25 protein-coding genes, 5 tRNA genes and 1 riboswitch are annotated in these 25,757 nt (G+C 43.8%); of the genes, 5 read left to right on the forward strand and 25 right to left on the reverse strand.

Annotated features, from left to right (window positions below; genetic code table 11):
* Positions 1 to 743: Orn/Lys/Arg family decarboxylase (locus CTN07_RS19085; RefSeq protein WP_501037823.1), on the forward strand; the 743-nt coding region annotated here is incomplete at its 5' end.
* Positions 744 to 898: 155 nt separating this feature from the next.
* On the opposite strand, the gene CTN07_RS19090 is transcribed toward CTN07_RS19085, so the two are convergent.
* The 11 genes from CTN07_RS19090 to rmuC all read right to left on the reverse strand — a co-directional run bounded on the left by CTN07_RS19090 (position 899) and on the right by rmuC (position 10,184).
* Positions 899 to 1,090, reverse strand: coding sequence for a hypothetical protein (locus tag CTN07_RS19090; RefSeq protein ID WP_036764650.1), 192 nt, complete (start codon positions 1,088 to 1,090; stop codon positions 899 to 901).
* Between the two features lie 374 nt (positions 1,091 to 1,464).
* On the reverse strand, positions 1,465 to 1,818 hold the full coding sequence (locus CTN07_RS19095) for a hypothetical protein (RefSeq protein ID WP_036764647.1): 354 nt from the start codon (positions 1,816 to 1,818) through the stop codon (positions 1,465 to 1,467).
* A gap of 227 nt (positions 1,819 to 2,045) precedes the next feature.
* Entirely contained in the window at positions 2,046 to 3,083 is a 1,038-nt protein-coding gene (gene hemB / locus CTN07_RS19100; RefSeq protein ID WP_005302391.1) for a porphobilinogen synthase, read from the reverse strand.
* Between the two features lie 128 nt (positions 3,084 to 3,211).
* A complete protein-coding gene (tatD, locus tag CTN07_RS19105; RefSeq protein WP_005302388.1) occupies positions 3,212 to 4,000 on the reverse strand; it encodes a 3'-5' ssDNA/RNA exonuclease TatD in 789 nt (262 codons plus the stop codon).
* 71 nt (positions 4,001 to 4,071) lie between these two features.
* Positions 4,072 to 4,827, reverse strand: coding sequence for a Sec-independent protein translocase subunit TatC (tatC, locus tag CTN07_RS19110; protein ID WP_005302385.1), 756 nt, complete (start codon positions 4,825 to 4,827; stop codon positions 4,072 to 4,074).
* A gap of 11 nt (positions 4,828 to 4,838) precedes the next feature.
* A complete protein-coding gene (gene tatB, locus CTN07_RS19115; RefSeq protein WP_036764644.1) occupies positions 4,839 to 5,186 on the reverse strand; it encodes a Sec-independent protein translocase protein TatB in 348 nt (115 codons plus the stop codon).
* A gap of 3 nt (positions 5,187 to 5,189) precedes the next feature.
* A complete protein-coding gene (tatA, locus tag CTN07_RS19120; RefSeq protein ID WP_005302381.1) occupies positions 5,190 to 5,450 on the reverse strand; it encodes a Sec-independent protein translocase subunit TatA in 261 nt (86 codons plus the stop codon).
* A 74-nt stretch (positions 5,451 to 5,524) separates the two neighbouring features.
* Positions 5,525 to 7,162: a ubiquinone biosynthesis regulatory protein kinase UbiB gene (gene ubiB, locus CTN07_RS19125; protein ID WP_005302378.1), complete on the reverse strand. Its 1,638-nt coding sequence runs from the start codon at positions 7,160 to 7,162 to the stop codon at positions 5,525 to 5,527.
* A gap of 6 nt (positions 7,163 to 7,168) precedes the next feature.
* On the reverse strand, positions 7,169 to 7,771 hold the full coding sequence (locus tag CTN07_RS19130) for a ubiquinone biosynthesis accessory factor UbiJ (protein WP_005302375.1): 603 nt from the start codon (positions 7,769 to 7,771) through the stop codon (positions 7,169 to 7,171).
* An 8-nt stretch (positions 7,772 to 7,779) separates the two neighbouring features.
* Positions 7,780 to 8,535, reverse strand: a complete 756-nt coding sequence (ubiE, locus tag CTN07_RS19135; RefSeq protein ID WP_005302372.1) for a bifunctional demethylmenaquinone methyltransferase/2-methoxy-6-polyprenyl-1,4-benzoquinol methylase UbiE — start codon at positions 8,533 to 8,535, stop codon at positions 7,780 to 7,782.
* A 122-nt stretch (positions 8,536 to 8,657) separates the two neighbouring features.
* Positions 8,658 to 10,184: a DNA recombination protein RmuC gene (gene rmuC / locus CTN07_RS19140; RefSeq protein ID WP_005302370.1), complete on the reverse strand. Its 1,527-nt coding sequence runs from the start codon at positions 10,182 to 10,184 to the stop codon at positions 8,658 to 8,660.
* A 214-nt stretch (positions 10,185 to 10,398) separates the two neighbouring features.
* On the opposite strand from rmuC, the gene CTN07_RS19145 reads away from it, so the two are divergent.
* Positions 10,399 to 11,298: a DMT family transporter gene (locus CTN07_RS19145; RefSeq protein WP_005302367.1), complete on the forward strand. Its 900-nt coding sequence runs from the start codon at positions 10,399 to 10,401 to the stop codon at positions 11,296 to 11,298.
* 70 nt (positions 11,299 to 11,368) lie between these two features.
* On the opposite strand, the gene CTN07_RS19150 is transcribed toward CTN07_RS19145, so the two are convergent.
* Positions 11,369 to 12,571, reverse strand: a complete 1,203-nt coding sequence (locus CTN07_RS19150) for a multidrug effflux MFS transporter (RefSeq protein WP_005302364.1) — start codon at positions 12,569 to 12,571, stop codon at positions 11,369 to 11,371.
* A gap of 250 nt (positions 12,572 to 12,821) precedes the next feature.
* Between CTN07_RS19150 and CTN07_RS19155 the strand changes: the two genes are divergently transcribed.
* Positions 12,822 to 14,612, forward strand: a complete 1,791-nt coding sequence (locus tag CTN07_RS19155) for an aminopeptidase P family protein (protein WP_005302361.1) — start codon at positions 12,822 to 12,824, stop codon at positions 14,610 to 14,612.
* A 97-nt stretch (positions 14,613 to 14,709) separates the two neighbouring features.
* On the opposite strand, the gene thiH is transcribed toward CTN07_RS19155, so the two are convergent.
* The 7 genes from thiH to CTN07_RS19190 form a co-directional block, all read right to left on the reverse strand.
* Positions 14,710 to 15,822, reverse strand: coding sequence for a 2-iminoacetate synthase ThiH (thiH, locus tag CTN07_RS19160; RefSeq protein WP_036764641.1), 1,113 nt, complete (start codon positions 15,820 to 15,822; stop codon positions 14,710 to 14,712).
* 1 nt (position 15,823) lies between these two features.
* Positions 15,824 to 16,591, reverse strand: coding sequence for a thiazole synthase (locus CTN07_RS19165; RefSeq protein WP_005302355.1), 768 nt, complete (start codon positions 16,589 to 16,591; stop codon positions 15,824 to 15,826).
* Position 16,592: 1 nt separating this feature from the next.
* Positions 16,593 to 16,793: a sulfur carrier protein ThiS gene (gene thiS, locus CTN07_RS19170; protein WP_036764639.1), complete on the reverse strand. Its 201-nt coding sequence runs from the start codon at positions 16,791 to 16,793 to the stop codon at positions 16,593 to 16,595.
* A complete protein-coding gene (locus tag CTN07_RS19175; protein WP_005302353.1) occupies positions 16,777 to 17,562 on the reverse strand; it encodes a HesA/MoeB/ThiF family protein in 786 nt (261 codons plus the stop codon). The genes thiS and CTN07_RS19175 overlap by 17 nt, the downstream gene beginning before the upstream one ends.
* Positions 17,543 to 18,790: a thiamine phosphate synthase gene (gene thiE / locus CTN07_RS19180; protein ID WP_005302350.1), complete on the reverse strand. Its 1,248-nt coding sequence runs from the start codon at positions 18,788 to 18,790 to the stop codon at positions 17,543 to 17,545. The genes CTN07_RS19175 and thiE overlap by 20 nt, the downstream gene beginning before the upstream one ends.
* Positions 18,787 to 20,715 (reverse strand): phosphomethylpyrimidine synthase ThiC, encoded by a 1,929-nt coding sequence (gene thiC, locus CTN07_RS19185; protein WP_005302347.1) that lies wholly within the window; start codon positions 20,713 to 20,715, stop codon positions 18,787 to 18,789. Before thiC ends, thiE begins: the two co-directional genes overlap by 4 nt.
* 107 nt (positions 20,716 to 20,822) lie before the next feature.
* Positions 20,823 to 20,921, reverse strand: a riboswitch (TPP riboswitch).
* 111 nt (positions 20,922 to 21,032) lie between these two features.
* Positions 21,033 to 21,455, reverse strand: a complete 423-nt coding sequence (locus tag CTN07_RS19190) for a universal stress protein (RefSeq protein ID WP_036764636.1) — start codon at positions 21,453 to 21,455, stop codon at positions 21,033 to 21,035.
* Positions 21,456 to 21,673: 218 nt separating this feature from the next.
* Between CTN07_RS19190 and crcB the strand changes: the two genes are divergently transcribed.
* Positions 21,674 to 22,057: a fluoride efflux transporter CrcB gene (gene crcB / locus CTN07_RS19195; protein ID WP_036764635.1), complete on the forward strand. Its 384-nt coding sequence runs from the start codon at positions 21,674 to 21,676 to the stop codon at positions 22,055 to 22,057.
* Positions 22,058 to 22,338: 281 nt separating this feature from the next.
* Here crcB and CTN07_RS19200 read toward each other — a convergent pair.
* From CTN07_RS19200 to CTN07_RS19220, 5 genes are all read right to left on the reverse strand, one after another.
* Positions 22,339 to 22,415, reverse strand: a tRNA-Pro gene (locus tag CTN07_RS19200).
* A gap of 54 nt (positions 22,416 to 22,469) precedes the next feature.
* A tRNA-His gene (locus CTN07_RS19205) sits at positions 22,470 to 22,545 on the reverse strand.
* A gap of 9 nt (positions 22,546 to 22,554) precedes the next feature.
* Positions 22,555 to 22,631: transfer RNA gene (locus tag CTN07_RS19210), tRNA-Pro, on the reverse strand.
* Positions 22,632 to 22,687: 56 nt separating this feature from the next.
* Positions 22,688 to 22,763 (reverse strand) — tRNA-His (locus CTN07_RS19215).
* 31 nt (positions 22,764 to 22,794) lie between these two features.
* Positions 22,795 to 22,871 (reverse strand) — tRNA-Arg (locus CTN07_RS19220).
* Positions 22,872 to 23,149: 278 nt separating this feature from the next.
* On the opposite strand from CTN07_RS19220, the gene CTN07_RS19225 reads away from it, so the two are divergent.
* On the forward strand, positions 23,150 to 23,560 hold the full coding sequence (locus CTN07_RS19225; RefSeq protein WP_036764634.1) for a c-type cytochrome: 411 nt from the start codon (positions 23,150 to 23,152) through the stop codon (positions 23,558 to 23,560).
* A gap of 77 nt (positions 23,561 to 23,637) precedes the next feature.
* Here the strand turns inward: CTN07_RS19225 and rep are convergent, their stop codons facing one another.
* Positions 23,638 to 25,656 (reverse strand): DNA helicase Rep, encoded by a 2,019-nt coding sequence (gene rep, locus CTN07_RS19230; protein ID WP_005302339.1) that lies wholly within the window; start codon positions 25,654 to 25,656, stop codon positions 23,638 to 23,640.
* Positions 25,657 to 25,757 lie beyond the last annotated feature (101 nt).

Here is a 25,757-nt window from a genome sequence, read left to right on the forward strand (position 1 = left end):
ACCCAGGCGATCAATGGCACGGTTTCGATGACATCGATGATGACTGGTGTATGCTTGACCCAATCAAGGTGAGCCTACTAACTCCAGGACTTGATGACAAAGGTCAATTCCTAGATAAAGGTGTTCCAGCAGCACTTGTTAGCGCATACCTAGGTCGTTTCGGTATCGTACCAACTCGTACAACTGACTTCCAAGTAATGTTCCTATTCTCAATGGGTATTACTAAAGGTAAACGTGACACACTAATCAACACCTTGTTATCATTTAAGCGTCACTACGATGCAAACGCAGATCTAGAAGTGATTCTACCTGAGCTAGTTGCAAGCAACCCTGCAGCTTACAAAGGTCTTGGTCTGAAAGATCTAGGTAACAAGATGTTTGAATACCTAGTTCGTCACAACCCAGGTCAGGTGCTAAACAACGCGTACTCAAGCCTACCAGAAATGGAGCTTAAACCACGTGATGCTTACCAGATGATCGTGTCTAACGACGTTGAGCTAGTTGCTTCGGATGAACTTGTTGGTCGTGTTGCAGCGCACTCTGTTATCCCTTACCCACCAGGCATCCCAATGCTAATGGGTGGTGAAAACTTCGGTGACGAAAACAGCCCACAAATCCAGTACCTAAAAGCGCTAGAAGCTTGGGATGAAGAGTTCCCTGGTTTCGAACACGAAACTGAAGGTGCTGAGATCGAGAACGGTAAATACCACGTTCTATGTATCAAAAAAGATGCACTAAAATAATCAATAACTTATTGATTAAATGAAAAAAGGCTAACGTGAAAGCGTTAGCCTTTTTTAATGGGTGTTAATTGTAATATTGCAAATTATAGAGACTCGATAACAAAGAGCTTCTTCCTCTAAAAATCTTCAGAGCCAGCAACTAACACAAAGCTTACTTATGATTCTGCATTTACGCAGCGCTCTGCTTTTGCAAAAAGAGTGTCGCATTTTCTTTGCTGCTTCTCGTGTTCAACGGTACCAACAGGCAAGGTACTTAATACCTCTTTAGCCTTATGATAGTCTTCTACAATAAGTGAAAATCGCTCTTCAAAAGTATTTTTTTTGATTTTTTTAGTTGGTTTACGCATGATAATCTCGTCATATATCTTGTGATTTTAGAGCAAAGACAAAAGACAATTGCATAAATAAGTAATGATGAAAAGATAACACAGAGTGAAGATAACGATGTAAATCGAAAGGAAACTGGGAAGCTTTTAGATTAAATATCTGATTAAGAGTTATTGTCTGAACTGAAGCCAGTCTACATATAATTTGTATATATAGATACAAAAACCATGTCAAAATAATTTGCTTTATTTATACATAAAACAAATCTAGTTTAACGCGCTGTAATATATGACAAAAAATAATGACAATTAACTTTAACACTCAAGATTATTAAATAGTAAGTGCTGTCATCATGAATAATAACAGCATAGATAGAGTATAAAAATCGATAAAATTAGCTTAATGCTTGTACTCGAAGCTGAGTCGCATAATTCATTCCGTAACTCTCCTCTCGATCTTTTTTCTTGCCTTGTGACTGTACCGAGATAGGTTGCTCATGTTTAGTCACTAAAGCCTGTATGCGCAGCTCTGTTGCTTTTGCCATACCATAGCTCTCTTCACGATCTTTTCTTACTGTGGCTTGGGGTTGCAGCTTAATAGGCTGCTGATGTTTAGCAACTAAAGCCTGAACTCGTAACTGAGTCGCAGACTCCATACCATAACTTTCATCACGGTCATGAGCCATTACCATCGTGCTGGTCGTTAGTGCTGCAAGGATAAGTGCGGTAGATGTAAATTTCATTGTCATAATAACCTCTCGTTTGGATGCAGCTATTATGTATATTTACCGATTAAATGATAATACAGGTAAATATCAAAACATTATTACCAAATAAACGGTAATTTTTAAGGGTCAATGAGGGGCTTATGGCATTGAGATATTTAACTTAATTTGGGTAGGCCTACTCAATAAAAGCAACAAAGGCGAGGTTCTCTCCTCGCCTTTGACTTGATAATAAAATAATCCAATACCGATTATTTCAATACATTACCGCGCTCGCGGCCTTCTTCTGCTAACCACTCAGCGACACGCTTGGCAAAATACGTTAATACACCATCTGCACCGGCACGCTTGAAGCAAAGGAGTGATTCCATAATGGTTTCACGCTCTTTTAACCAACCATTTTGAATCGCAGCCATGTGCATCGCATACTCACCCGATACTTGGTAAGCAAAGGTTGGTACTTGCAGTTCAGTCTTCACGCGACGTACTACATCAAGATATGGCATACCAGGCTTCACCATCACCATATCTGCGCCTTCATTTAGATCCATTGCAACTTCATGTAAAGCTTCATCGCTGTTTGCTGGATCCATTTGATAAGTCTTCTTATCACCACCTTTTAGGTTACCAGAAGAGCCTACCGCATCACGGAAAGGACCGTAGTAGTTTGAAGCATATTTAGCTGAGTACGCCATAATCTGGGTATGAATATGACCTGCTTCTTCTAATGCTTCACGAATCGCACCGATACGACCGTCCATCATATCAGAAGGAGCAACGACATCAGCGCCCGCTTCAGCATGAGACAACGCTTGTTTGATCAGTATTTCAGTTGTGATGTCATTGATCACATAGCCTTCTTCATCAATGATGCCGTCTTGACCATGCACCGTAAATGGGTCAAGCGCTACGTCTGTGATCACACCCATCTGTGGTGCTGCAGCTTTAATCGCACGAACAGCTTGTTGAACCAAACCATTTGTATTGTATGCTTCTTCTGCCATTAACGACTTAAACTCAGCCGAAACAACAGGGAATAGAGCGATAGCAGGAATACCAAGATCTGCTAAGTATTTAACTTCTTCAACCATTAAATCAATCGATAAACGCTCAATGCCTGGCATAGAATCAACGCTTTGACGACGATTCTCACCTTCAAGGATGAACATTGGATAGATAAGGTCATTCACAGAGATCTGGTTTTCAGCCATCAAACGACGACTAAAATCGTGTTTACGAATACGACGCATACGGCGAGCAGGAAAAGAACCCTGAATAGAAACAGCCACAGCATACTCCTTAGGAAAATTAATAGGCTGACCGACTGTGCGATTGATTAAGCTAAATAACTTAAGACGCTATTTTGTCTAATCAATACTCCACAGCCATATATTTCGTATGATAATAACACCCTAGTTTAGCGACCGCGAATATTAAAAAAACGCTCGCTATTAATTCGAGTTTGCGCAATTAACTGCTCTGGATTTTGACCTCGACACTGGGCGATCACCTGAGCTATATGAGGCAAATATTGTGGCTCATTACGACTTGATTTTGGCTTTGGACGCAAATCGCGAGGTAAGAGATAAGGACAATCAGTTTCAACCATCAAACGCTCATCAGGGATATGTTTCACCACATCTCGTAGCTCTAAGCCACGGCGTTCATCACATACCCAACCTGTGATACCAATATGTAGATCAAGAGCTAAACACTGTTTGAGTTCTTGCTCTGTACCTGTAAAACAGTGCAATACTGCAGCGGGTAATTTATCGCGCCACGGTGCCAGTATTGCCATAAAACGCTCATGCGCATCACGACAATGCATAAACACAGGCATGTTCAGCTCAGCAGCTAAAGCCAGTTGCGCTTCAAACACAGCCTCTTGTATAGGACGTGGCGAGAAATCACGATTGAAATCCAAACCACATTCGCCAATTGCTACCACTTGAGGAAGCAGAGCTAATTGACGCAAAGGCGCTAGGCTTAAATCAGTCACCGACTTGGCATCGTGGGGATGAACTCCAGCGGTGCTAAAACAGTAATCAGGCCACATAGTTGCAAGTTCGGCGGCATGCTGGCTCTCTTCAATGTTGGTGCCTGTTATCACGATGCCAGTAACACCCGCTTGTTGAGCTCGTTCAATCAGCTCTGGGCGGTCTTTATCAAACCGATCGTTGGTCAGGTTTACCCCGATATCAATCATCCTTTACTTCCTCTGTGATACAAAAAAACCGGCAAACAGCGCCGGTTTTTTACTATTACACATAAATGCGTTTAGTCATCATATTGTTCTTCTTCTGCTTCGTCATTATCACGAACATAGTAACGAGAGAAGAATAAGCCTACTTCAAACAGCAGACACATAGGCACAGCCAATAAGGTCTGTGAAATGATATCTGGCGGTGTCAGTAGCATACCAACGACAAATGCAGCCACAATAATATATGGACGTTTTTCACGTAAACTTTGTGGGTCGGTTGCGCCAGTCCAGCATAGCAAAATAATTGCTACAGGCACTTCAAACGCAATACCAAACGCCATAAACAGAGCGAGAACAAAGTCCAAATAGCTCATAATATCTGTGGCAACTTGTACCCCAGCAGGCGCTGTACTGGTGAAGAATTTGAATACTAAAGGGAAAACCACAAAGTACGCAAACGCTACACCGACATAAAACAGAACCGAACTCGATACCAGCAGTGGCACGATCATTTTACGTTCGTGCTTATACAAGCCTGGCGCTACAAAAGCCCATACTTGATATAAGATCATTGGTACAGCAATGAAAACTGATGTGACCAAGGTTAGTTTAATTGGAGCAAAGAAAGGTGACGCAACATCAGTCGCAATCATTGTCGCACCAGCAGGCATACGCTCGACTAGAGGTGCTGACAAGAAAGTATAGATGTCATTCGAAAACCAAACTAAGCACAAGAAAACCACTAGGACACTTAATAGGGAACGCAAAATGCGATTACGTAGCTCAAGTAAATGGCTAAATAACGGCTGCGTTTCTTCAACTGTCGACATAGTGATGTATTTTATTCCTGCTTGTCAGAAGTCGTTGCTGAGGTTTGCTCGCTTTTTTTGGCTTCAGGAGAATATGGACGCTGCACCTCATCGGCCGCTTTTTTCAATTCATCTACTGATTTTTGTAGATCAGGAGACAAATCTTTCATATTCATCTGTTCAGCTTTACGAAGGTTTTCCTGCAATTCCTGAATTTTCAGTTCTTGTGATAACTCATCTTTAACTGAATTTGCCATATTACGAACAGCACCTATCCACTGCGAAACGGTACGAATCGCAACGGGTAGACGTTCCGGCCCCAGTACTACTAATCCCACCACCGAGATAAGTACTAACTCCCAGAACCCGATCTCAAACACGTCTTAAACCTGCTCTTTGTCTTTTTGGTCTTTTTGAACGTTTTCAGCTTGCTGCTTTTCTTCAGTAAGTTTCTTCTGTTCAAAGTCTGCGTCATCTGCTGCTGTTTTCTTAGCAGTAGTGTCGTCTTCGTCGCTGATCGCCTTCTTGAAGCCTTTCACTGCAGAGCCTAGGTCACCACCTAGTGTGCGAAGCTTCTTCGTACCGAATAGAAGAACGATGATTAAAGCAATGATTAACAATTGCCAGATACTGATACCACCCATGCTTGTTTTACCTCAGCTCTTTGTGGTTAATAACGAAAGGTTGTTGCTATTGTAAAGGTTGTTTACTTTACCGTCTATCGGCGGCAATTTCGCCAACCTAAAAACCAAAATGTGACGCCAACACCCGCAGAAATTGCCGGATACGTTGCCACGTGATTACTAAAAAGTATGGCAGAACATATAATAAGCGTTGCACCGATACCAAAATAGAACCGAGCTTGGTTCTGGTAGCGTCGATTTGTCATGAAATGCTCATAGAGTTTATCGACACGTTGATTCATTGCCTTGCCTTGGCGCAAACTGTCATACAGTAATTCAGGTAACTCGGGCAGCTTCTCAGCCCAAAATGGCGCTTTATTTTTCACCGCATCCATAATGGCTTGAGTCCCGACCTGACGTGACATCCAGTCTTCTAAAAATGGTTTTGCTGTAGCCCACAAATCAAGTTGCGGATACAACTGACGCCCCAACCCTTCAACATACAACAAGGTTTTTTGCAGTAAAACCAGCTGTGGTTGCACTTCCATATTAAAGCGGCGCGCGGTATTAAATAAATTCAGCAACACATGGCCAAATGAGATCTCACACAGAGGCTTCTCAAATATCGGCTCACACACAGTACGAATCGCAAACTCAAACTCATCAATATTAGTATCGTGCGGAACCCAACCGGAATCGACATGTAATTCAGCCACTTTGCGGTAGTCTCGATGGAAAAAAGCCAGCAAGTTTTCTGCTAAGTAGCGCTTATCTTCTCGATTAAGCGTTCCCACAATACCACAGTCAAGTGCGATCCATTGTGGTGTCTCAGGGTGCTCGTAAGAAACGAAAATATTCCCTGGGTGCATGTCTGCGTGGAAGAAACTATCACGGAATACCTGCGTAAAGAAGATATTCACTGCATTTTCCGATAATAATTTTAAATTGGTTCCGTTTGCTTTCAGAGCCTCAATATTGGAAACCTGAATCCCATAGATGCGTTCCATCACCAATAAGTTGGTTCGACAGTAGTCACTAAAGACTTCAGGTACGTATAATGTCTCATCACCAGCAAAGTTACGGCGCAGCTGAATGCTGTTTGCCGCTTCTCGCATCAAGTCTAATTCATCGATCAGCGTCTTTTCGTACTCACGGACTACTTCAACTGGACGCAGCCGACGCGCTTCAGGTACCAGTTTTGCCAATAAACGCGCCATACGATACATCAATTTAATATCGGCTTGGATCACAGGCAAGATATCTGGGCGAATCACCTTAAGAACCACTTCGCGCCCATTTTCTTTTAAGACGGCGGTATGAACCTGAGCAATAGAGGCTGATGCTAACGGCTCAATAGAGAAATCATCGAACCACTGTTCAAGCGCACCACCAAGAGCTTGCTCCATCTGTGCTTTTGCCAACTCACCATCAAAAGGCTCTACTTGGTCTTGCAGTAGAGCAAGCTGATCGGCGATATGAGGCGGAAACAGATCGCGGCGAGTTGATAGCATCTGCCCAAATTTGATCCACACCGGACCTAACTCTTGCAGAGCCAAACGTAATCGCTGACCTAATGGCTTATCTTGATGTTCGTTCTTGAGCCAGAAAAGGCTTTTGCGTAATTTTTTCGGTAGTTGCACCCGAGGATCGTCAGGGAGCAATTCGTCTAAACCATAACGCAACTGTACTGCGGTAATATGGTAAAGACGACGTAATTCGGAAAAGGTCATCATGGCCTTTTAAGATTCCAATAGTCGATTTAAACGAGCTTCTAACCGAGCGGTTGCCGACTTAACATCATCCACCTGATCAGCAAAATAGGCGATCTCAAGTGGTGATGGTACGACTTTCCACTCTTCAGTTAAGGTTTCAGCCAACTGCTGCTGACGGCGGGTTAAAATGCGTTTTACTTGCTCAGCACCACCTTTAACTGATGACACGAGCGTATGAGCCACAATATCTCCAGTATAGTGAGATAGTTTTTCTTCCACATCGGGCTTTAACCCACCAAGCAGCGTAGCAAACTGTTGTGCCAATTGAATATCACCCGATAGCATTAATTTATCGGCTTTAATCAACTGAGTCAGCTGGCTAGATTGACGCAGCTGAGGCAGTACCGCCAAATTCAATGCCAATTGACAATCGACCTCACCTTCAAACGCGGCAAGGACATCAATTTGCTGACTAAAGACAAAAAACAACGTCTTATTTAGCTCATTAAAAGTCACACTGATTACTTTACCGCGTAGGCGATTAAGGCGACGACCACTGTCTGCATCTTCTTTTAGCAGTTGATTCAGTGCCGTTTCTACCGTTCCAGTGATAAAAACATCAATTGGCATAATGGTCCTTAAAACTTATAACCACGGTGTAGGGCAACAATTCCCCCCGTTAAATTGTAGTAAGTTGTTTGTTCAAACCCAGCATCTTCCATCATACCTTTTAAGGTTTCTTGATCTGGGTGCATACGAATAGATTCAGCCAAATAGCGGTAACTTTCGCTGTCATTCGCTACTAACTCACCCATTTTTGGCAAAATATGGAAAGAGTATGCGTCATAAATCTTTGATAGCGGCTCAACAATAGGTTTTGAGAACTCCAATACCAATAAGCGACCACCTGGCTTCAAAACACGAAACATCGAGCGCAAAGCTTTATCTTTGTCGGTCACATTACGTAGACAGAAGCTGATAGTAATACAGTCAAAGTAATTATCAGGAAATGGCAATTCTTCTGCGTTAGCTTGAACATAACCTACGTTCCCAACTACACCGATATCACGCAACTTACTGCGACCAACTTTTAGCATCGAGTTATTGATATCAGCCAAAATAACTTGACCATCCTCACCCACAATGCGAGAGAATTTAGCGGTTAGGTCACCAGTACCACCACCCAAATCCAAGATGCGCTGGCCACGGCGTGCGCCACTGCAATCAATGGTGAAACGCTTCCACGCGCGGTGAATACCAAAAGACATAACATCGTTCATCATGTCGTATTTTGCTGCAACCGAGTGAAATACCTCAGCAACCATGGCAGCTTTATCGTCTTTCGCTACTGTACGAAAGCCAAAGTGGGTCGTTTCTTGAGTGGTGTCCGTCATGTTAAATCCGTTCTATAAAACCTATCTGGTTATCCTTAGCTGAACCGATAGGCCTATCATCATATACTTCGGTGACCCTAGTGTACTTGATGCTTGCGAATTGCTCAAAGCACTAGCGTCATTCATTTATCGTCTTGATGGGTCAAAGCGTCAACTTGCTCGGCAAATCCCCCTTCAAACATCGCTCTTTCAGTCAGTTGAGGGTTAATATCGCGCTTCACTTCAACCCCAAGTTGTTTGAAGCTTTCAGCTTGACGCAACACATTTCCTCGGCCAGAAACCAACTTATTCATCGCACCTTGATAGCTCTGATTGGCTTTCTCTAATGACGCCCCCATTGCTTCCATATCGGTTACAAACAAGCGCAATTTGTCATAAAGACGGCTTGCTCGCTCTGCAATCTCTTTGGCATTTTGGTTCTGTCGCTCATTGCGCCATAAATTATTAATCGTACGTAGAGCCACTAATAGCGTTGTTGGACTAACCAACATAATATTTAAGTCCATGGCATCACGGATTAGCGCAGGATCGGCCTCAATTGCGGCTTGAAATGCAGGTTCAACCGGGATAAACATCAGCACATAATCTAGGCTTCGAACGCCATGAAGCTGATGGTAGTCTTTACGACTAAGCCCTCGCATATGGCCCCGAACCGATGCAACGTGCTCACTGAGCGCCAGTTCACGCTCTGCCGCCAATTCAGCATGATAAAAACGCTCATAAGCTACCAGCGACATCTTGGCATCAATGACCACATCTTTATTTTCTGGAAGACGAACGACAACATCTGGCTGATAACGCTTCCCTTCATCATTTTCTAAGCTCACCTGTGTTTGATATTCATGGCCTTCGCGCAAGCCTGATTCAGACAATACTCGAGCTAAGATCACCTCACCCCAATTACCTTGAGCTTTGTTATCGCCTTTGAGCGCTTGAGTTAGGTTTACGGCTTCTTTTGCCATTTGTTCATTAAGTTGTTTTAAGCTGTTGATCTGATGAATCAAGGTGTGACGTTCACGAGCTTCATAACTAAAACTGTCGTTAACTTGCTTTTTAAACCCTTCCAACTGCTCTTTTAATGGCATTAACAAGCCTTCAAGACTGATGCGGTTTTGCTCATCCACACTGCGACTTTTTTGCTCAAACAAGCGATTGGCTAAGCTTTCAAATTGAATGCGTAACCGCTCTTCAGCATTTTCTAGTAGCTTGATTTTTTCTTCTGCCGCTTTCTGCTCTTCAAAATGGCGAGCGTATTGCTCACGTAGATCAGCTTCTAAATTCGCATTGGCAGCTCGCGCATTCTCTAGCTGCTCAGTCACATACTGCTTTTCGGTTTTTAACGCTTCGAAATAACGCATTTTTTCAACGGCCGCCGCCAAACGACCATGCATTTGTCGCAATTCAGCAGTCAATCGATCCCGCTCGACATCCATCTCATCCAACTCTTCGTTACTCTGTTGGAGTTGCTGTTGCAATTGTGCTTCACGAGCTTGACTCAATTTGAGTTCATTGTCGGCTTGTTGCTCTACCAGCGCCAACTCTTGTTCATAGCGACCTCGCAGCCACATTGCGGTAATAATGCTTGCAATCGTTGCGCCAGATAGGGCTGCCAGAGTGGCCAATCCTCCGCCACTTAGCCATTCGGTCATGATAAGGTCTCAACTACTTATACGTTAAAGATGAATAGGTTAAGGCTAAGTGGATACTGGATAAATGTCCAGCAATGTTACGGTTAAATCGCTCAATAATAGGACACTTTTCTGTGGTTATTATCACAGCTCATGGCATTGTTTACTGCCGATTAAGCCAAAGCTATCTACACTAGCGCCGCTTAACCGATTCAATGCAAGGATGTGAATTAGTATGAACGAACGTAAGGCTCTTCTCTACGGATTGAGCGCAGTCCTGTTGTGGTCAACCGTTGCCACCGCATTTAAAATTACTCTTAACTATTTTTCGCCAGTGCAAATGTTGGTGGTAGCCAGTGCCGTATCAGCAATTGCTTTAACTGGAATAAGCTTCTATCAGGGTACCTTATCCCAACTAAAGCGCACATTATTACTACGACCTTGGTACTACCTCGCTCTAGGTTTGATAAACCCACTCGCCTATTACTTAGTGCTATTTAAAGCGTATGAACTGCTACCTGCATCGCAAGCTCAACCGCTAAATTACAGTTGGGCCATCACCTTAACACTGATGGCGGCCCTATTTTTAGGCCAGAAAATTCGTCGCCAAGATTGGATTGCTTGCTTATTTGGTTATCTTGGGGTGATTGTTATTGCCACGAAAGGTGATATCACCGCACTGCAATTTGATAGCCCAACCGGGGTCGCTTTGGCACTATTATCGACATTACTTTGGGCGCTGTATTGGATCATAAACACCAAAAACAGTGCCGATCCAGTACTTGGAGTGTTACTTGGATTTTTATTATCACTGCCGTTTTCTTTGGGGCTAAGTTTTGCCATCGATACTTGGCATGCCGTTCCTTGGCAAGGTTGGCTAGCGGTAAGTTATGTCGGATTATTTGAAATGGGAATTACATTTGTATTGTGGCTAAGCGCCCTAAAGCTCACGACCAATACAGCCAAAATCAGCAACCTTATTTTTATTTCTCCGTTTATCTCACTATTACTGCTGGCGACCATCATTGGTGAAACTATTGCACCTTCAACCATTATTGGCCTTGGCTTAATTATCGTGGGATTGATGATTCAACAACTCAAAAGCTCCAAGCAAAAAAAAGCCTGTCACAACTGACAGGCTAACAGGCAAGTGGGTTGTCGAGACCCGGTGCTCTTAATCGAGCATCTATTAATTCAAATTGGTACTAATTCAGACTTGGCGCAGCATGCCAGCGGCGACCAAGTTTGGAGACCAAAATCAGTAAACCTGGGATCAATAGCCACATTTGTAACGTCATCAAATACGGTGGGGTTAAATCAAGACGTTGAGTTAAACTCACCATGGCACCAGCACCACTCATTTGGAATAACCCCAACAATGCTGCAGCCGTACCGGCTCTATCACCAAATGGTGCCAACGCTTTACCCGCCGCTGAACCTAAAACAAATGCAAAACCAAATGAAGAGACAAAAATCGGCACCATAAACGCCCATGGTTGCATAATGTTAGCCATCACCAGCATTGCGCCACCAGCGAGCAATAAAATGATCAAACCGATTTGTAACGTTGCTCGTGAGCCCAATTTATCCATCACTTTTGGTGCTAGCATACAAGCGGCGATATTGAGCGCGGCATTTAAACCAAACCAGAAGGTAAATTGATTCATGGTTTGGCCTTGCTTCATCATCAACCATACCGGGGCTGAAGTGACATAAGCCAAAATCACCGCCATAGCCAACATACATAAGATGGCATGGAACAAAAATACTGGCTCACGCAATACCGAAAAGTAACGACTCCAACTAATTAATGCACCCGATGTTTGAGTTTCTGCTGGACGGGTTTCTTTAAATAACACCCACAATAATGTGCCAGCGATAACCGCAAAACCGGCCATAAAACTGAAATTTGAACGCCAACCAAAATGGTGAGTCAACCAAGTGCCCAACAGTGGTGCAAGCGCGGGAATAAAGCAGATCGCCCCATTTAAGTAGCTGATCATACGCCCACTTTTTTCAGCACCAAAGCTATCGCGTACAGCGGCAAATGCTGCGACCGATGTGGCACATGCACCAAAACCTTGGCACAGACGAGCCAATAACAGTAAATCAAGTGTTTGCGCACCATAAGCCACTAACGCACTTATGGCATAAATAACAACGCCACCTAAAGCGATAGGACGGCGACCAAAACGATCGGCAAGAGGGCCTGCCAGCAACTGGCCTAACCCCAAACTAACCATAAACCAAGTCACCGTATCTTGAACTTGAGTTCCAGTGACCGAAAATGTCTCTGCCATCGCAGGCAAAGCAGGTAAATAAATATCGATTGCCAGTGGGCTAAATAGCACTAGCAATACCATAAGCGCGACTAAACGAGTGTTTTTTAAAGAAGATGGTTGGCTCATGAAGGTTCCCTAACTGTGTTTCGGCGCCAAGTCTACGGTTTTCACGATATGAATTGAAATGGTTTATATTCAATAGCGATTTTCCATTTTGGAATACCATAGATTAACCCTCGACTCTATTTGCAGCCGCACGCTAAACACGCTAACGTAATCAATAACAGAATAAGCGCTGCTAAACGCGCGGATCTCACAGTAATTACGTCGGAATATGAACAACATAACGGCATTACAGGTAAAGGAATCTCAAATCATGCAAGCAGTTATCGCACAACGTGTCGAGCAGCTGCGTCAATGGCTTATCGCTAATGATTATGACGCACTGCTGATCCCTCATGAAGATGAATACTTAGGCGAATACATTCCAGTTCATAATGAACGTTTAGAGTGGGCAACAGGTTTTACCGGTTCTGCGGGAATGGCAATTATCACCCGAGACCAAGCCGCTATCTTTGTTGATGGTCGTTATGTGGTACAGGTACGCAAGCAAGTTCCAGGCGATGTTTATCAATACCGTCACCTTATCGAAGAACCACCAATGCAGTGGGTGTTAGAAACCTTAGCATCAGGTAGTAAAGTCGTTCTTGATCCACGCTTACATAGCCAAGCTTGGTTTGAGCGTACTCAGCAACAAGTAGGAGAAGAGCTCGCTCTTATTAGCATCGACGCCAACCCAATTGACAGTCTGTGGATCGATCGCCCTGCTGCAACGCTTTCTGATGCCATCTTAATGAGTGAGCAATATGCTGGCGTAAGCTCAAGTGAGAAACGAAACCAAATAGCTGCGGTTTTAAAGAAAAATAAAGCTGATGCTGCGGTTATCAGTCAAATCGATGCCATCGCTTGGTTACTTAATATTCGAGGTAATGATGTGCCTCGTCTCCCAGTACTCCTTTCCAATCTGATCATTGATGCCAATGGCGATGTAAGCTTCTATATTGATGCTAACCGACTTCCTGCCGAATTTGCAGCTCATGTTGGTGCCGGTGTTACGGTGAAAGCTCCTGAGCAATTACAGGCCGATCTCGCAGCCTTTACCAAACAAACCGTAATGGTTGATCCAAACAGTTGTAACGCATGGACAGTACAAGAATTACAGCAAGCCCAAGCAAATATTTTGCCTGCGGCGGATCCTTGTGCCCTACCAAAAGCGATGAAAAACCCAACTGAAGCGGCAGGTATGAAGGCGTGTCATATTCGTGATGGTGTGGCAATGGCAAAATTCCTAGCTTGGCTCGATGCTCAAGTTGCGCAAGGAATTCTACTTGATGAAGGCCAACTTGCAGATCAACTATGGGCATTTAGAGCACAAGACCCAAGTTGCAGTGATATGAGCTTTGATACAATTTCTGCGGCGGCAAGTAATGCAGCAATGTGTCACTACAACCATCAAAATCAGCCCCAGCCGAGTGCTCTTGAGCTCAACAGTTTGTATCTTGTGGATTCAGGTGGTCAGTACCCAGATGGCACCACTGATATCACGCGTACTGTAGCCATTGGCACTCCAAGTGCAGAGCAAAAGCACGCCTTTACACTCGTTCTTAAAGGCCATATTGCTTTAGCCAGTGCCCGCTTCCCGAAAGGTACTACAGGCTCACAGCTTGATGCCCTAGCCCGTCAGCACTTATGGGCTCATGGTTTTGATTATGATCACGGCACAGGCCACGGTGTTGGTCACTTCTTAAGTGTGCATGAAGGGCCTCAACGCATTGCTAAAGTCTACAACCCAACGGCTCTGCAACCAGGTATGGTGCTTTCCAATGAGCCAGGTTATTACCGTGCAGATGCGTTTGGTATCCGTATTGAGAACTTAGAGATCGTAGTCGAAATCCCAACCCAAGGTGATATGACAGTACTTGGCTTTGAGTCATTAACTCGTGCACCTATCGATAAACGAGTGATTGATACTGCCCTGATGACCGACAATGAAATTGAGTGGCTAAACCAATATCACCAGAAAGTTTGGCAAGATGTGAGCCCTGCGTTAACAGGCGAAGATCTGACTTGGCTTGAGCAAGCCACAGCCCCATTAACTCGCGGCTAACCACTCGCTTTAGGCTTCACCGCCTTAGATAAAAGCTTGCACCAATAAAAGAACCGCTCATTGCAGCGGTTCTTTTTTATGCTAATTTAACCACAACTTAGTGATATTGATGCTGCCAATCTTTCCAGACCGGAGTTAACCCTTGCTGTTGTAAACGAGCAGCTACATCTTGAACTGAGCGGGCATCGTCAATCGTAAATTGCTCTAATTCACTTAAAGCTTGCTCTGCGTATCCGCCCGGCTGAGTTTTAGATTCGGCCGACATAGTCGTAATCCCCAAAGACGCCACGTTATCACGGAAAAAAGCCGATTCTCGGGTCGATAACGAAAGCTCAACTTCCCCATTAAAGAGGCGATAAGCACAGATAAGTTGCACCAACTGGCGATCTGTCATCACCGATTTTGGCTCAACCCCACCAGTACAAGGACGCAAGCGAGGAAAGGAAATTGAGTAACGACTTTGCCAGTAGCGCTGCTCTAAGTATTGCAAATGACGAGCAACAAAAAAGCTATCCACTCGCCAGTCTTCAAGTCCAATTAAAGCGCCCAAACCAATTTTATCTATCCCAGCTTGAGCCAACCTATCTGCGGTTTCTAAGCGATAATGAAAGTCTTGTTTTTTACCGCGCAAGTGATGTTTGGCGTATTCTCGCTGATGGTAAGTCTCTTGATACACCATCACTCCATTTAAACCCAGAGCTCGCAGTTGTACGTACTCTTCTTGTTCTAACGGCTGAACTTCTAGTGCTAAATAACTAAAGTATGGCTTGATCTGCTCAACCGCTTGGGCCAAATATGTCATTCCCACTTTGGTTTCATGTTCACCAGTAACCAGCAAAATACTATCAAACCCTTTACGTTTGAGCGCTTGGCACTCTTGTTCTATTTCAGCGGTATTAAGCACTTTGCGTTTAAGCTTATTCTCCATGGAAAAACCACAATAGGTGCATGAGTTAGCGCATAAATTAGAGAGATAAAGCGGGACATAAAGCCCCATGGTATGACCAAATCGTTGCCGAGTTCGCTCTTGAGCTTTGATGGCAAGTTGCTCCAAATAAGATTCAGCGGCTGGAGAAATTAACGCTTGAAAATCACTTAGATCACACCGCGTTTTACTCAATGCTCGTTCAACATCTTGCGCTGTTTTGCTGTATATATTGAGCCGAAGATCATCCCAATTGAGTTGCTGCCAAATCGAACTAAAACTCATCTTAGACCCCATCAAGAAACCCAGTTAGAGGGCTAGAAGCTTGGGCCGTTTGATAAGCTTGAGCAAGCCCTGCTTGATAACCTAATCGACCACTACTGACCGCTAAACGAAAAGCTTGAGCCATTAGCAATGGGTCTTGCGCTGTAGCAATAGCAGTATTGACCAACACTGCATCTGCGCCCATTTCCATTGCAAGAGCTGCATGAGATGGTGCACCAATACCAGCATCAACCACCACTGGGACCCGAGCTTGTTCAATAATGATGTCGAGAAAATCGCAACACACTAATCCTTTATTCGAGCCAATTGGCGCACCTAACGGCATAACAGCTGCGCAACCCACCTCTTCCAAACGTTTAGCCAACACCGGATCGGCATGACAATACGGCAGTACCACAAACCCCTCTTTCACCAACGCTTTGGCCGCTTTTAAGGTTTCGATTGGATCGGGCAATAAATATTTGGGGTCGGGGTGAATCTCTAATTTTAACCAGTTAGTACCGAGAACCTCGCGAGCTAAACGAGCAGCAAAGATCGCTTCTTCTGCCGTTTTTGCTCCTGATGTATTGGGTAATAATGCAACTCCTAACTGCTTAAGTGGTGAGAGAATATCGTCGTATTTTTTCCCCAACTCTACCCGCTTGAGTGCCATCGTAACTAACTGAGAGCCACTTTCAGCAATCGCCGCAGCCATAATATCGCCATTGGCAAACTTACCTGTGCCAGTGAAAAGACGAGAGGAAAAGCATTTATTAGCAATCGTTAACATCTTAACCTCCTGCTATCGCTTGAAAGACATCAATATGATCGCCATCATTGAGGGGCTGTTGCGACCATACCGAACGAGGAATAATCTGCTGATTTAATGCCACTGCAATCGTATGTGGAACTAATTGATAGTAAGTAATGAGTTGCTCAAGAGAGACAGCATCAACCATCTCAATCACTTCGCCATTAAACCACAGCTTCATTTTCATTCTCCTGCTGACACACTAGGCAACTCACATCGCTACCACACTGTACGCTTTGCCACTGATTGTTCAGTCCATTGAACTGATGTAACTCGCCCCATGTTATAGACTGGGGCACTGTGAAGTACTTAATAGCTTCTAATGCTTGAAAAGCACCTATAACGCCAACCAATGGGCCAACAACTCCCATAGTCTGACAATTTTGTTTCGTTTGAGTCTTAGCCATTTGAGGATACAAACAGTGGTAACAAGGCGAGCTAGATTGATGAAAACCAAAGCTAATTACTTGACCTTGCCAGCCAATTGCAGCTCCGGAAATTAATGGGATTTGACACTCCATACAGGCTTTATTGACGGCATATCGGGTGGTAAAGTTATCACTGCAATCAAGTACGAGATCGACACGACTAATTGCATCGACTAAGCCGTTATCGTGTAAATGAGAAGTGAGTGGGACAATACTAACCGTTGGGTTAAGTTGGCTCAGTTGAGTGCTGGCTTGTACGGCCTTATTTCGGCCGAGATCGCTTTCACGATACAGGATTTGTCTTGCTAAATTAGACAATTCGACCTTATCACCATCGGCAAGCCAAAGCGCGCCAATACCTGCGCCAGCCAGATAAAGAGCAGCAATGGATCCTAAGCCACCAGCACCGATGAACAGTACTTTTGCCTGCGCCAACTGAGACTGCCCTTGTTCTGAGATCTCAGGCACCATCAGTTGGCGGCTATAACGCAGAAATTGGTGGTCAGTTAACGATGGCGTCATCCAACCCTCCTCGATACTGATCTATCTTCTCTTTTAAGCGCTTAATCGCCTCTTCAACATTCTCTGCCTGAGTGATGGCACGTACTACAGCAACGCTATCCACCTCACAACGCAGAACCTGTTCAATATTGGTTAAATCAATACCACCAATAGCAACGGTTGGAACCACACCCGTAAGTAGTTTCTGATACAAAGCCAAACGCACAACACCTTGGGGACTTGATTCCATCTCTTTGGTGGTCGTTGCAAAAACATGACCCAGCGCGATATAACTAGGTTTCAGCTCAATCGCTCGTAAAATCTCATAATAACCATGCGTTGAAATACCTAATCGCAGTTGTGCTTGAGCGATCATAGTCAGATCTGCGGTATCTAAATCTTCTTGACCTAAATGCACTCCAAACGCTTCAGCCTCAATAGCTTGTTGCCAATAGTCATTAATAAATACTTGGCTGTGATAAGTATGACCACTATTAACCGCTTGCGATATTTGTGCGGTTAAATCGGTCGTAGCAGACTCTTTAATTCGCAATTGAGCCGTTGTCACCCCGCACGAAAGCACCTTATCTATCCAAGTCGCACTATCGACCACAGCGTAAAGGGTAAAATCTTCTCGATTCACAGGCTCAAAACAGACCGGAGATGATTGCTCACCTAATAGCGTTAAAGCTTGCTCATGAGTACGAGTCACCACCCGAGGAAATAGTGTTAAGCAATCGGGCCAATGCAGTAGGCGATCTCTATTTTGGTCTAAATAGCGACGCGCATAAGCTCGGGCGAGTACACAAGCATCTTGTAATGGATAATCCAGAGCTAGAGCAGCAAGCAGCATTGCCCGATGCGGTTCATTAGCCCCAAGGTGATGACAAAAGGTCATTTCCACTTTGCCATTGTGATACCAGAGATCAACAAAGCCATCTGCTACAGGCAAGCCAGATACAACCAGTTGAGGTTCATTCAAGACTTTTTGTTTAATCTCATCTAACGATGGGTATGGTGCTAACCATTGATCCAATACCCGTAACAAAACATCACTGGATTGATCTTGATGGTGAGCATTAAATACAACTTGCCAATTCTGCTGGGCTGAACGAATAAAAACGGCTTCATGATCAACTAGCGAAATATCCACTTTTTCACCCAAACCAAACTGTTCAGCAGTCGCTAAAATTGGGTCGATATGCATTAATAGTGGCATTAAATTTTCAGATAGACGTAAAGCACTCATATATTTTCCTTTTTGACAGGGTGATATAACTCACTTCCTCTCGCACGGAATTCATCGGCTTTTTGTTGCATGCCCTCAAGAGGATCGTCCAATACAGCAACAGTGATATCTTGCTCTTGAGTTAAGTTTGAGGCGTAGTCGCGAACTTCTTGCGAGATCTTCATCGAACAGAATTTCGGTCCGCACATCGAACAAAAGTGAGCAACTTTGCCCGATTCTTGCGGTAACGTCTCATCGTGATAAGCCTTTGCGGTATCGGGGTCAAGACTTAAATTAAATTGATCCTGCCAGCGGAACTCAAAACGTGCTTTAGATAACGCATTGTCACGAATTTGAGCCCCTGGATGCCCTTTCGCCAAATCAGCAGCATGGGCGCATAGTTTATAAGTGATCAATCCGGTTTTAACATCTTCTTTATTCGGTAAACCTAAATGCTCTTTAGGTGTGACATAACAGAGCATGGCACATCCGTACCAACCAATCATCGCCGCACCAACGCCTGAAGTTATATGATCATAGCCAGGAGCAATATCTGTGGTTAACGGCCCTAAGGTATAAAATGGTGCTTGATGGCAATGCGTCAGTTGTTCATCCATATTGGCTTTGATCATCTGCATCGGCACATGACCGGGCCCTTCAACCATCACTTGCACATCGTATTGCCAAGCAATCTTGGTCAGTTCACCCAGTGTTCTCAGCTCTGAAAATTGCGCTTCGTCATTAGCATCAGCTACCGAACCTGGCCGTAACCCATCACCAAGCGACAGAGACACATCGTATTGAGCACAAATCTGACAAATTTCCGAAAAATGGGTGTAGAGAAAATTTTCTTGATGATGAGCAAGACACCATTTAGCAATAATGGAGCCGCCTCTTGATACGATTCCAGTTACGCGTTGTGCCGTTAGTGGGACATAACGCAATAATACGCCAGCGTGGATAGTAAAATAATCAACGCCTTGCTCAGCCTGTTCAATCAAGGTATCGCGCATAATTTCCCAGGTAAGGTTTTCTGCAATACCATTTACTTTTTCTAAAGCCTGATACATAGGAACCGTCCCAATTGGAACAGGGCTATTGCGTAAAATCCATTCCCGGGTTTCATGAATATAGCGGCCAGTAGAAAGATCCATTACGGTATCCGCGCCCCATCGCGTCGCCCAAACCAGCTTCTCGACTTCTTCTTCAATTGATGAAGTGACCGAAGAGTTACCAATATTGGCATTTACTTTCACCAGAAAATTTCGCCCAATAATCATAGGTTCAGCTTCAGGGTGATTAATATTTGCCGGAATGATTGCTCGCCCTTGAGCCACCTCCTGTCGCACAAATTCGGCACTGATTTCGGTTGGAAGTGAAGCCCCAAATGACTGACCATCATGTTGCTGATTTAAAACTTGATCGCGATATTGAGCCCGTCCCATATTCTCGCGTAAGGCAATATATTCCATCTCCGGCGTAATCACACCTTGCCTGGCATAATGCAGTTGAGTAACGCAACGATTGGTTTTGGCACGAAAGATAGGAGTTGTGTGATTAAATCTTAAATCGTCTAACAGGGGATCCTCTGCTCGTTGTTGAGCAAAAGCGGAACTTCGTTCAGTCAATACTTCACAGTCTTGGCGCTCAGCAATCCAGCTTGCTCGCAACTTAGGTAAGCCAGAATAGAGATCAATAATATGGTTGGGATCGGTATAAACACCTGAGGTATCGTAAACCCGGATCGGTTGGTTGTCTTGATATTCTGGATGTTCTCTACTGCCACCGATTAAACTATCTGCTAACGCGATTTCACGCATTGCGACCCGAATATCAGGGCGGTGATCAGCTGAAACATAGATTTTTTGGGAGTTGGGATAAGGTGATACCGATAAGGTATCAATGAAATGTTTGGCATGTTGCCTAGCTTGCTTTCGATTCGACATAGCACTCTTTCCTAATGAATAAAGAAATGCTTATCGGACAAATGCAACAAGAGATACAGCGCCCCATTAACCACCAGCCACAACTGCCAGTTTCAATAGCGCACAACAAATTATCTTCTCTTGTTCCCTTCGCAGGTATTAGCCTGATCAGGTTCAACGGATCCCGTTTACACGGTCTCAGCCACATGGCACTCCGACAAGTTGAGCATCAGTATAAAAAAGCCCAACTCATGGTGCAAGGTTTGTGTTACGTTTATTTAACAAAATAAAAACGCCACCTAAAGGTAGCGCTAAACAACAAAAAGACTACGTGTTCATTAACGACACGTCAGTACATCACACTCAAGATGCTTAGAAAGCTCGTCAGCCACATCACCAAAAAGATGAAGAAACGTTTTGTGATAGCCTACAATAACCAGTTTTGCATCCACTTTCTTTGCCAGTTCAACCAAATGTTTCGCCACATCACCATCGGCAAGATACATTTCCCCTACCGGATATGGAGATTGCTTAGCAAGATCAGCTAGCTGCTGCATTCGTTTAATTTCTAATGCGTTATGAACTTCATCAAGCTCTAGCTCCACATCCATATAGCTCACATTGCCAATACCCGGCTCAACATAGGCTAAATGAAGCTCGGCATTATTTTGCTCTGCGATTACCGCCGCCTTAATCATCAGCTTATGAGCTTCTTTATCATCAGGATTTACCGCAAGCAAAATGGTTGGATATAGCGACATATCAGCCTCCAAATGGGGAATGTAAATGTTATGGTTATATTTAAGTGCTATAACTAGTTTATACTCAAGAAACCTAAGTATGTAACAATTATGCCGCTAACGACTAAACAAAGTGGCATACAATCAATGATTGCAAAAATAGCACGACAAACTACAACCATCAAAACGTGATCATGGTTATAGTATGCGTTTTCCAATTTATAAAAAATGAGATCCCCATGAGCCAATTTGTTTTACTCGGTTTTATCGCTCTTGGCGGTGCGTTTGGCGCCTGCTCCCGTTACTTAGTATCTGAGCTGTGCGTGGTACTGTTTGGCCGTGGCTTCCCATATGGAACATTAACTGTAAACATCGTCGGCTCCCTAATTATGGGTTTGCTGATGTCGGCATTAAATCAAGGAATGATTGAAGCTGCGCCATGGCGTCCAATCATAGGCCTTGGTTTCCTTGGAGCTTTAACAACTTTCTCAACCTTCTCAATGGATAACGTCGTTATGATTCAGCAAGGTGAGTTTGTTAAAGCCGGACTTAACATTATCCTCAACGTAGTGTTAAGTATCACCGCTTGTTATGTTGGCTACCAATTAATGATGAAGAGCTAAACTTATCATTACGAGTTAGCAAAACGCCTCGCCATTGCGGGGCGTTTTTGTATCTACTCAATGGGGTAAAAATGGAGCTAAAAATTGGCTTTACTCGGTTTTAGGCGAAAAAAAACCTCGCATTAAGCGAGGTTTCTTTATCGTGGTTGGTAAAGAACCAGATTCTGACGATCTGTGAACACCAACCAAAACCATGACATTGCTCGAAATACAAAGTGTACTTCTTTGCTTGGTTTTTAGATGTAAAAAAGCCTCGTTTTTCAACGAGGCTTTCTTAATAGTGGTCGGTGAAGAGGGATTCGAACCCCCGACCCTCTGGTCCCAAACCAGATGCGCTACCAAACTGCGCTATTCACCGACAATGTTTTAGGCTTTAAGCCAAGGTGCTTAGAACTGCTAAGAACCTAAATAATGGGGTGACCAACGAGGATCGAACTCGCGACAACCGGAATCACAATCCGGGACTCTACCAACTGAGCTATGGTCACCAATGTAAGTGGTCGGTGAAGAGGGATTCGAACCCCCGACCCTCTGGTCCCAAACCAGATGCGCTACCAAACTGCGCTATTCACCGAAAACTGTTTTTGAGCTTTCGCTCTGAAAAGTCAATAATATCAACTCTTCGTAATATGGGGTGGCTAACGAGGCTTGAACTCGCGACAACCGGAATCACAATCCGGGACTCTACCAACTGAGCTATAGCCACCAATGTTTTTTGCCAACTTTTATATTCCGGATGGCGCGCCCGAAAGGATTCGAACCTTCGACCTTTGGCTCCGGAGGCCAACGCTCTATCCAACTGAGCTACGGGCGCATGCCCTGTCGGCGGAGACGAATATTACGGATTAGCCCCCTCTTCGTCTAGTCTTTTTTTCATTTTTTTTTGCGTTCGGTGTATTTATAAACAAAAACTGATTGATTCGTATCATACAAATACAGCCCAGTTATTTCATCTCATTGGCAAATTTCTTATAATTACTTTATGTTTACAATTTAAACATTTATTTAAACTCATATAAATAGTCAATTCTAAGAATAATCCAAGTTGGTTAAATGCCATCTAAAAGCAAAACGATTACAAGGAAGTAAACCATGAGCTTAAAGCGATTTTCTTTATTCTCTGCCCTAACCATCCTTTTTACTGTCGGATCCGTTATTGCAGCAGATATGTCTAATGAAGCAATAGAACAACGAATCAAACCCGTTGGCTCTCTGTATCTAGAGGGAGATGCCCCTATCGTAAAAGTTGCGGCAAGTCCTCGTGGCGGAGAGCAGGTTTACAACACCTATTGTTCTGCTTGCCATACTAGTGGGGTAATGAATGCACCGAAAAAGGGTGATGCTGCAGATTGGAAAGATCGTCTAGCACAAGGCCAAGAAATTCTCGCAAAACATGCCATTGAAGGTTTCAATGCTATGCCAGCGAAAGGATCTTGTATGGACTGTAGTGACGAAGAGATCATTGCTGCTATTAACTATATGACCGAAGGATTAACGCAGTAATAAACAAAAAAACCACCGCACTATTGGCGGTGGTTTTAGAAATAACAAAGTTAACGCGGTTTACCCGTGTTGTTAATTTAGTCTTTATTAAACATGGCTCGAATATTGGCAATATGCGCCTGACCGCGCTGCATACGCTCTTGAGCAGTAACAGGTTTCTTTTCTGTATCCCACTCCAGATCATCTTGTGGCAATTCATACAAGAAGCGACTTGGCTCAGGCTTAATCAACTCACCATATTGACGGCGCTCTTTACACATGGTGAAAGTCAGTTCTCGTTGTGCTCGGGTGATGCCCACATAAGCGAGACGGCGCTCTTCTTCAATATTGTCTTCATCAATACTGGTTTGATGCGGCAAAATTCCCTCTTCAGAGCCAACAAGATAAACATAAGGGAACTCCAATCCCTTTGAGGCGTGCAATGTCATTAGCTGCACCTGATCTGCATTATCATCATCTTCCCCACGCTCCATCATATCGCGCAAGGTCATACGCTGAACCACCTCTTTTAAACTGCGCTCTTGCTGGTCATAATTATCACCTTCAAGATCAGCTGTGATCCAACTATACAGATCAGAGACATTTTTCATGCGCATCTCAGCAGCTTTCGGACTGGCTGATGTCTCATACAACCAATCTTCATAATGAATATCCCGCACTAACTGACGCACTGCTGCAACCGTATCGCCACGCTCAGCATTATCTGCTAACTCAACCACCCAACGCGTAAATCGCTGCAAAGACTCTAAACCTCGACCAGACAGATGCTGTTCAAGACCCAGCTCGAAGCTTGCAGCAAATAAACTCTTGCCACGCATATTGGCGTAATTACCCAACTTTTCTAACGTTACCGGACCAATTTCACGACGAGGTGTATTCACAATACGTAAAAAGGCGTTGTCATCATCTTGGTTAGTGAGTAACCGCAGATACGCCATGATATCTTTAATTTCTGCGCGCGAGAAAAACGATGTACCACCTGAGATCTTATATGGAATACGGTTTTGCATTAATGCTTTTTCAAACAAGCGGGACTGATGGTTGCCTCGATACAAAATGGCATAATCTTTATAAGCTGTGTTATTTAAAAAGCGATGGGCAATCAACTCACCAACCACTTTTTCAGCCTCATGCTCTTCATTTTTAGCCGTGATAACCTTGAGTAATGCCCCTTCTTCCAGCTCTGAAAATAGCGTTTTCTCAAAGACGTGTGGATTATTGGCAATCAAGATATTCGCCGTACGTAAAATACGACTGGTTGAGCGGTAGTTTTGCTCAAGTTTGATCACCTTAAGGCTTGGGAAATCTTTATTTAGCAAGGCTAAGTTTTCTGGCTGTGCACCACGCCATGAGTAAATAGACTGATCATCATCACCCACCACGGTAAATCGAGCACGTTCCCCAACCAGAAGTTTTACAAAAATATATTGGCTGGTGTTGGTATCTTGATACTCATCCACCAGCAAATAACGAATTTTATTTTGCCAGCGACTGCGCACTTCTTCATTGTCTCGCAGTAGTAATACAGGCATTAAAATCAGATCATCAAAATCTAACGCATTATAAGCCTTCATTTGACGCTGATAGAGATGGTAGCAGTGAGCAAATAGCTGATCTCGCTCTGAACGCGCGCGTGCTGCTGCATCTACTGGAGACAGCATGTCATTTTTCCAATTTGAAATAGACGACAATAGCTGTTTCAAAAGATCTTTATCACCTTCCAATTCATCTTCTGTCAGCTCTTTTAGTAACGCCATCTGATCTTGGTCATCAAACAGAGAAAAGTTCGCCTTAAGACCCAGAGCTTTGTATTCACGACGAATAATATTGAGACCTAAGGTGTGGAAGGTCGATACCATTAAACCTTTAGACTCTTGCTTACCTAAAGTTTGACCGACACGCTCTTTCATCTCACGTGCCGCTTTATTGGTAAAGGTTAAGGCAGCAATATTACGTGCTTTATAGTCACAATGCTGAACCAAATACGCAATTTTGTTAGTGATCACTCGCGTCTTACCAGAACCAGCTCCTGCTAGCACTAAGCAAGGACCAGAAACGAATTTTACCGCCTCATTTTGCCTTGGATTCAGTTTCATCTTTCTACCTTATCGTCACGATTTTCTCTGTCAGCGTCGCATTGTAACCAGAATAGTATGATTGTCTATTTTGCCCATGACACTGCAGTATTTTTTTTCAT

This window comes from Photobacterium damselae, assembly GCF_003026815.1.
Lineage (GTDB): Bacteria > Pseudomonadota > Gammaproteobacteria > Enterobacterales > Vibrionaceae > Photobacterium > Photobacterium damselae.

What these genes read in the sequence shown, in the direction of transcription:
- CTN07_RS19090 (WP_036764650.1), bottom strand. Translation starts at nt 1,090, where the DNA reads ATGCGTAAACCAACTAAAAAAATCAAAAAAAATACTTTTGAAGAGCGA.
- CTN07_RS19095 (WP_036764647.1), bottom strand. Translation starts at nt 1,818, where the DNA reads ATGACAATGAAATTTACATCTACCGCACTTATCCTTGCAGCACTAACG.
- tatD (WP_005302388.1), bottom strand. Translation starts at nt 4,000, where the DNA reads ATGATTGATATCGGGGTAAACCTGACCAACGATCGGTTTGATAAAGAC.
- tatC (WP_005302385.1), bottom strand. Translation starts at nt 4,827, where the DNA reads ATGTCGACAGTTGAAGAAACGCAGCCGTTATTTAGCCATTTACTTGAG.
- tatA (WP_005302381.1), bottom strand. Translation starts at nt 5,450, where the DNA reads ATGGGTGGTATCAGTATCTGGCAATTGTTAATCATTGCTTTAATCATC.
- ubiB (WP_005302378.1), bottom strand. Translation starts at nt 7,162, where the DNA reads ATGATGACCTTTTCCGAATTACGTCGTCTTTACCATATTACCGCAGTA.
- CTN07_RS19130 (WP_005302375.1), bottom strand. Translation starts at nt 7,771, where the DNA reads ATGCCAATTGATGTTTTTATCACTGGAACGGTAGAAACGGCACTGAAT.
- ubiE (WP_005302372.1), bottom strand. Translation starts at nt 8,535, where the DNA reads ATGACGGACACCACTCAAGAAACGACCCACTTTGGCTTTCGTACAGTA.
- rmuC (WP_005302370.1), bottom strand. Translation starts at nt 10,184, where the DNA reads ATGACCGAATGGCTAAGTGGCGGAGGATTGGCCACTCTGGCAGCCCTA.
- CTN07_RS19145 (WP_005302367.1), top strand. Translation starts at nt 10,399, where the DNA reads ATGAACGAACGTAAGGCTCTTCTCTACGGATTGAGCGCAGTCCTGTTG.
- CTN07_RS19150 (WP_005302364.1), bottom strand. Translation starts at nt 12,571, where the DNA reads ATGAGCCAACCATCTTCTTTAAAAAACACTCGTTTAGTCGCGCTTATG.
- CTN07_RS19155 (WP_005302361.1), top strand. Translation starts at nt 12,822, where the DNA reads ATGCAAGCAGTTATCGCACAACGTGTCGAGCAGCTGCGTCAATGGCTT.
- thiH (WP_036764641.1), bottom strand. Translation starts at nt 15,822, where the DNA reads ATGAGTTTTAGTTCGATTTGGCAGCAACTCAATTGGGATGATCTTCGG.
- CTN07_RS19165 (WP_005302355.1), bottom strand. Translation starts at nt 16,591, where the DNA reads ATGTTAACGATTGCTAATAAATGCTTTTCCTCTCGTCTTTTCACTGGC.
- thiS (WP_036764639.1), bottom strand. Translation starts at nt 16,793, where the DNA reads ATGAAGCTGTGGTTTAATGGCGAAGTGATTGAGATGGTTGATGCTGTC.
- CTN07_RS19175 (WP_005302353.1), bottom strand. Translation starts at nt 17,562, where the DNA reads ATGACGCCATCGTTAACTGACCACCAATTTCTGCGTTATAGCCGCCAA.
- thiE (WP_005302350.1), bottom strand. Translation starts at nt 18,790, where the DNA reads ATGAGTGCTTTACGTCTATCTGAAAATTTAATGCCACTATTAATGCAT.
- thiC (WP_005302347.1), bottom strand. Translation starts at nt 20,715, where the DNA reads ATGTCGAATCGAAAGCAAGCTAGGCAACATGCCAAACATTTCATTGAT.
- CTN07_RS19190 (WP_036764636.1), bottom strand. Translation starts at nt 21,455, where the DNA reads ATGTCGCTATATCCAACCATTTTGCTTGCGGTAAATCCTGATGATAAA.
- crcB (WP_036764635.1), top strand. Translation starts at nt 21,674, where the DNA reads ATGAGCCAATTTGTTTTACTCGGTTTTATCGCTCTTGGCGGTGCGTTT.
- CTN07_RS19225 (WP_036764634.1), top strand. Translation starts at nt 23,150, where the DNA reads ATGAGCTTAAAGCGATTTTCTTTATTCTCTGCCCTAACCATCCTTTTT.
- rep (WP_005302339.1), bottom strand. Translation starts at nt 25,656, where the DNA reads ATGAAACTGAATCCAAGGCAAAATGAGGCGGTAAAATTCGTTTCTGGT.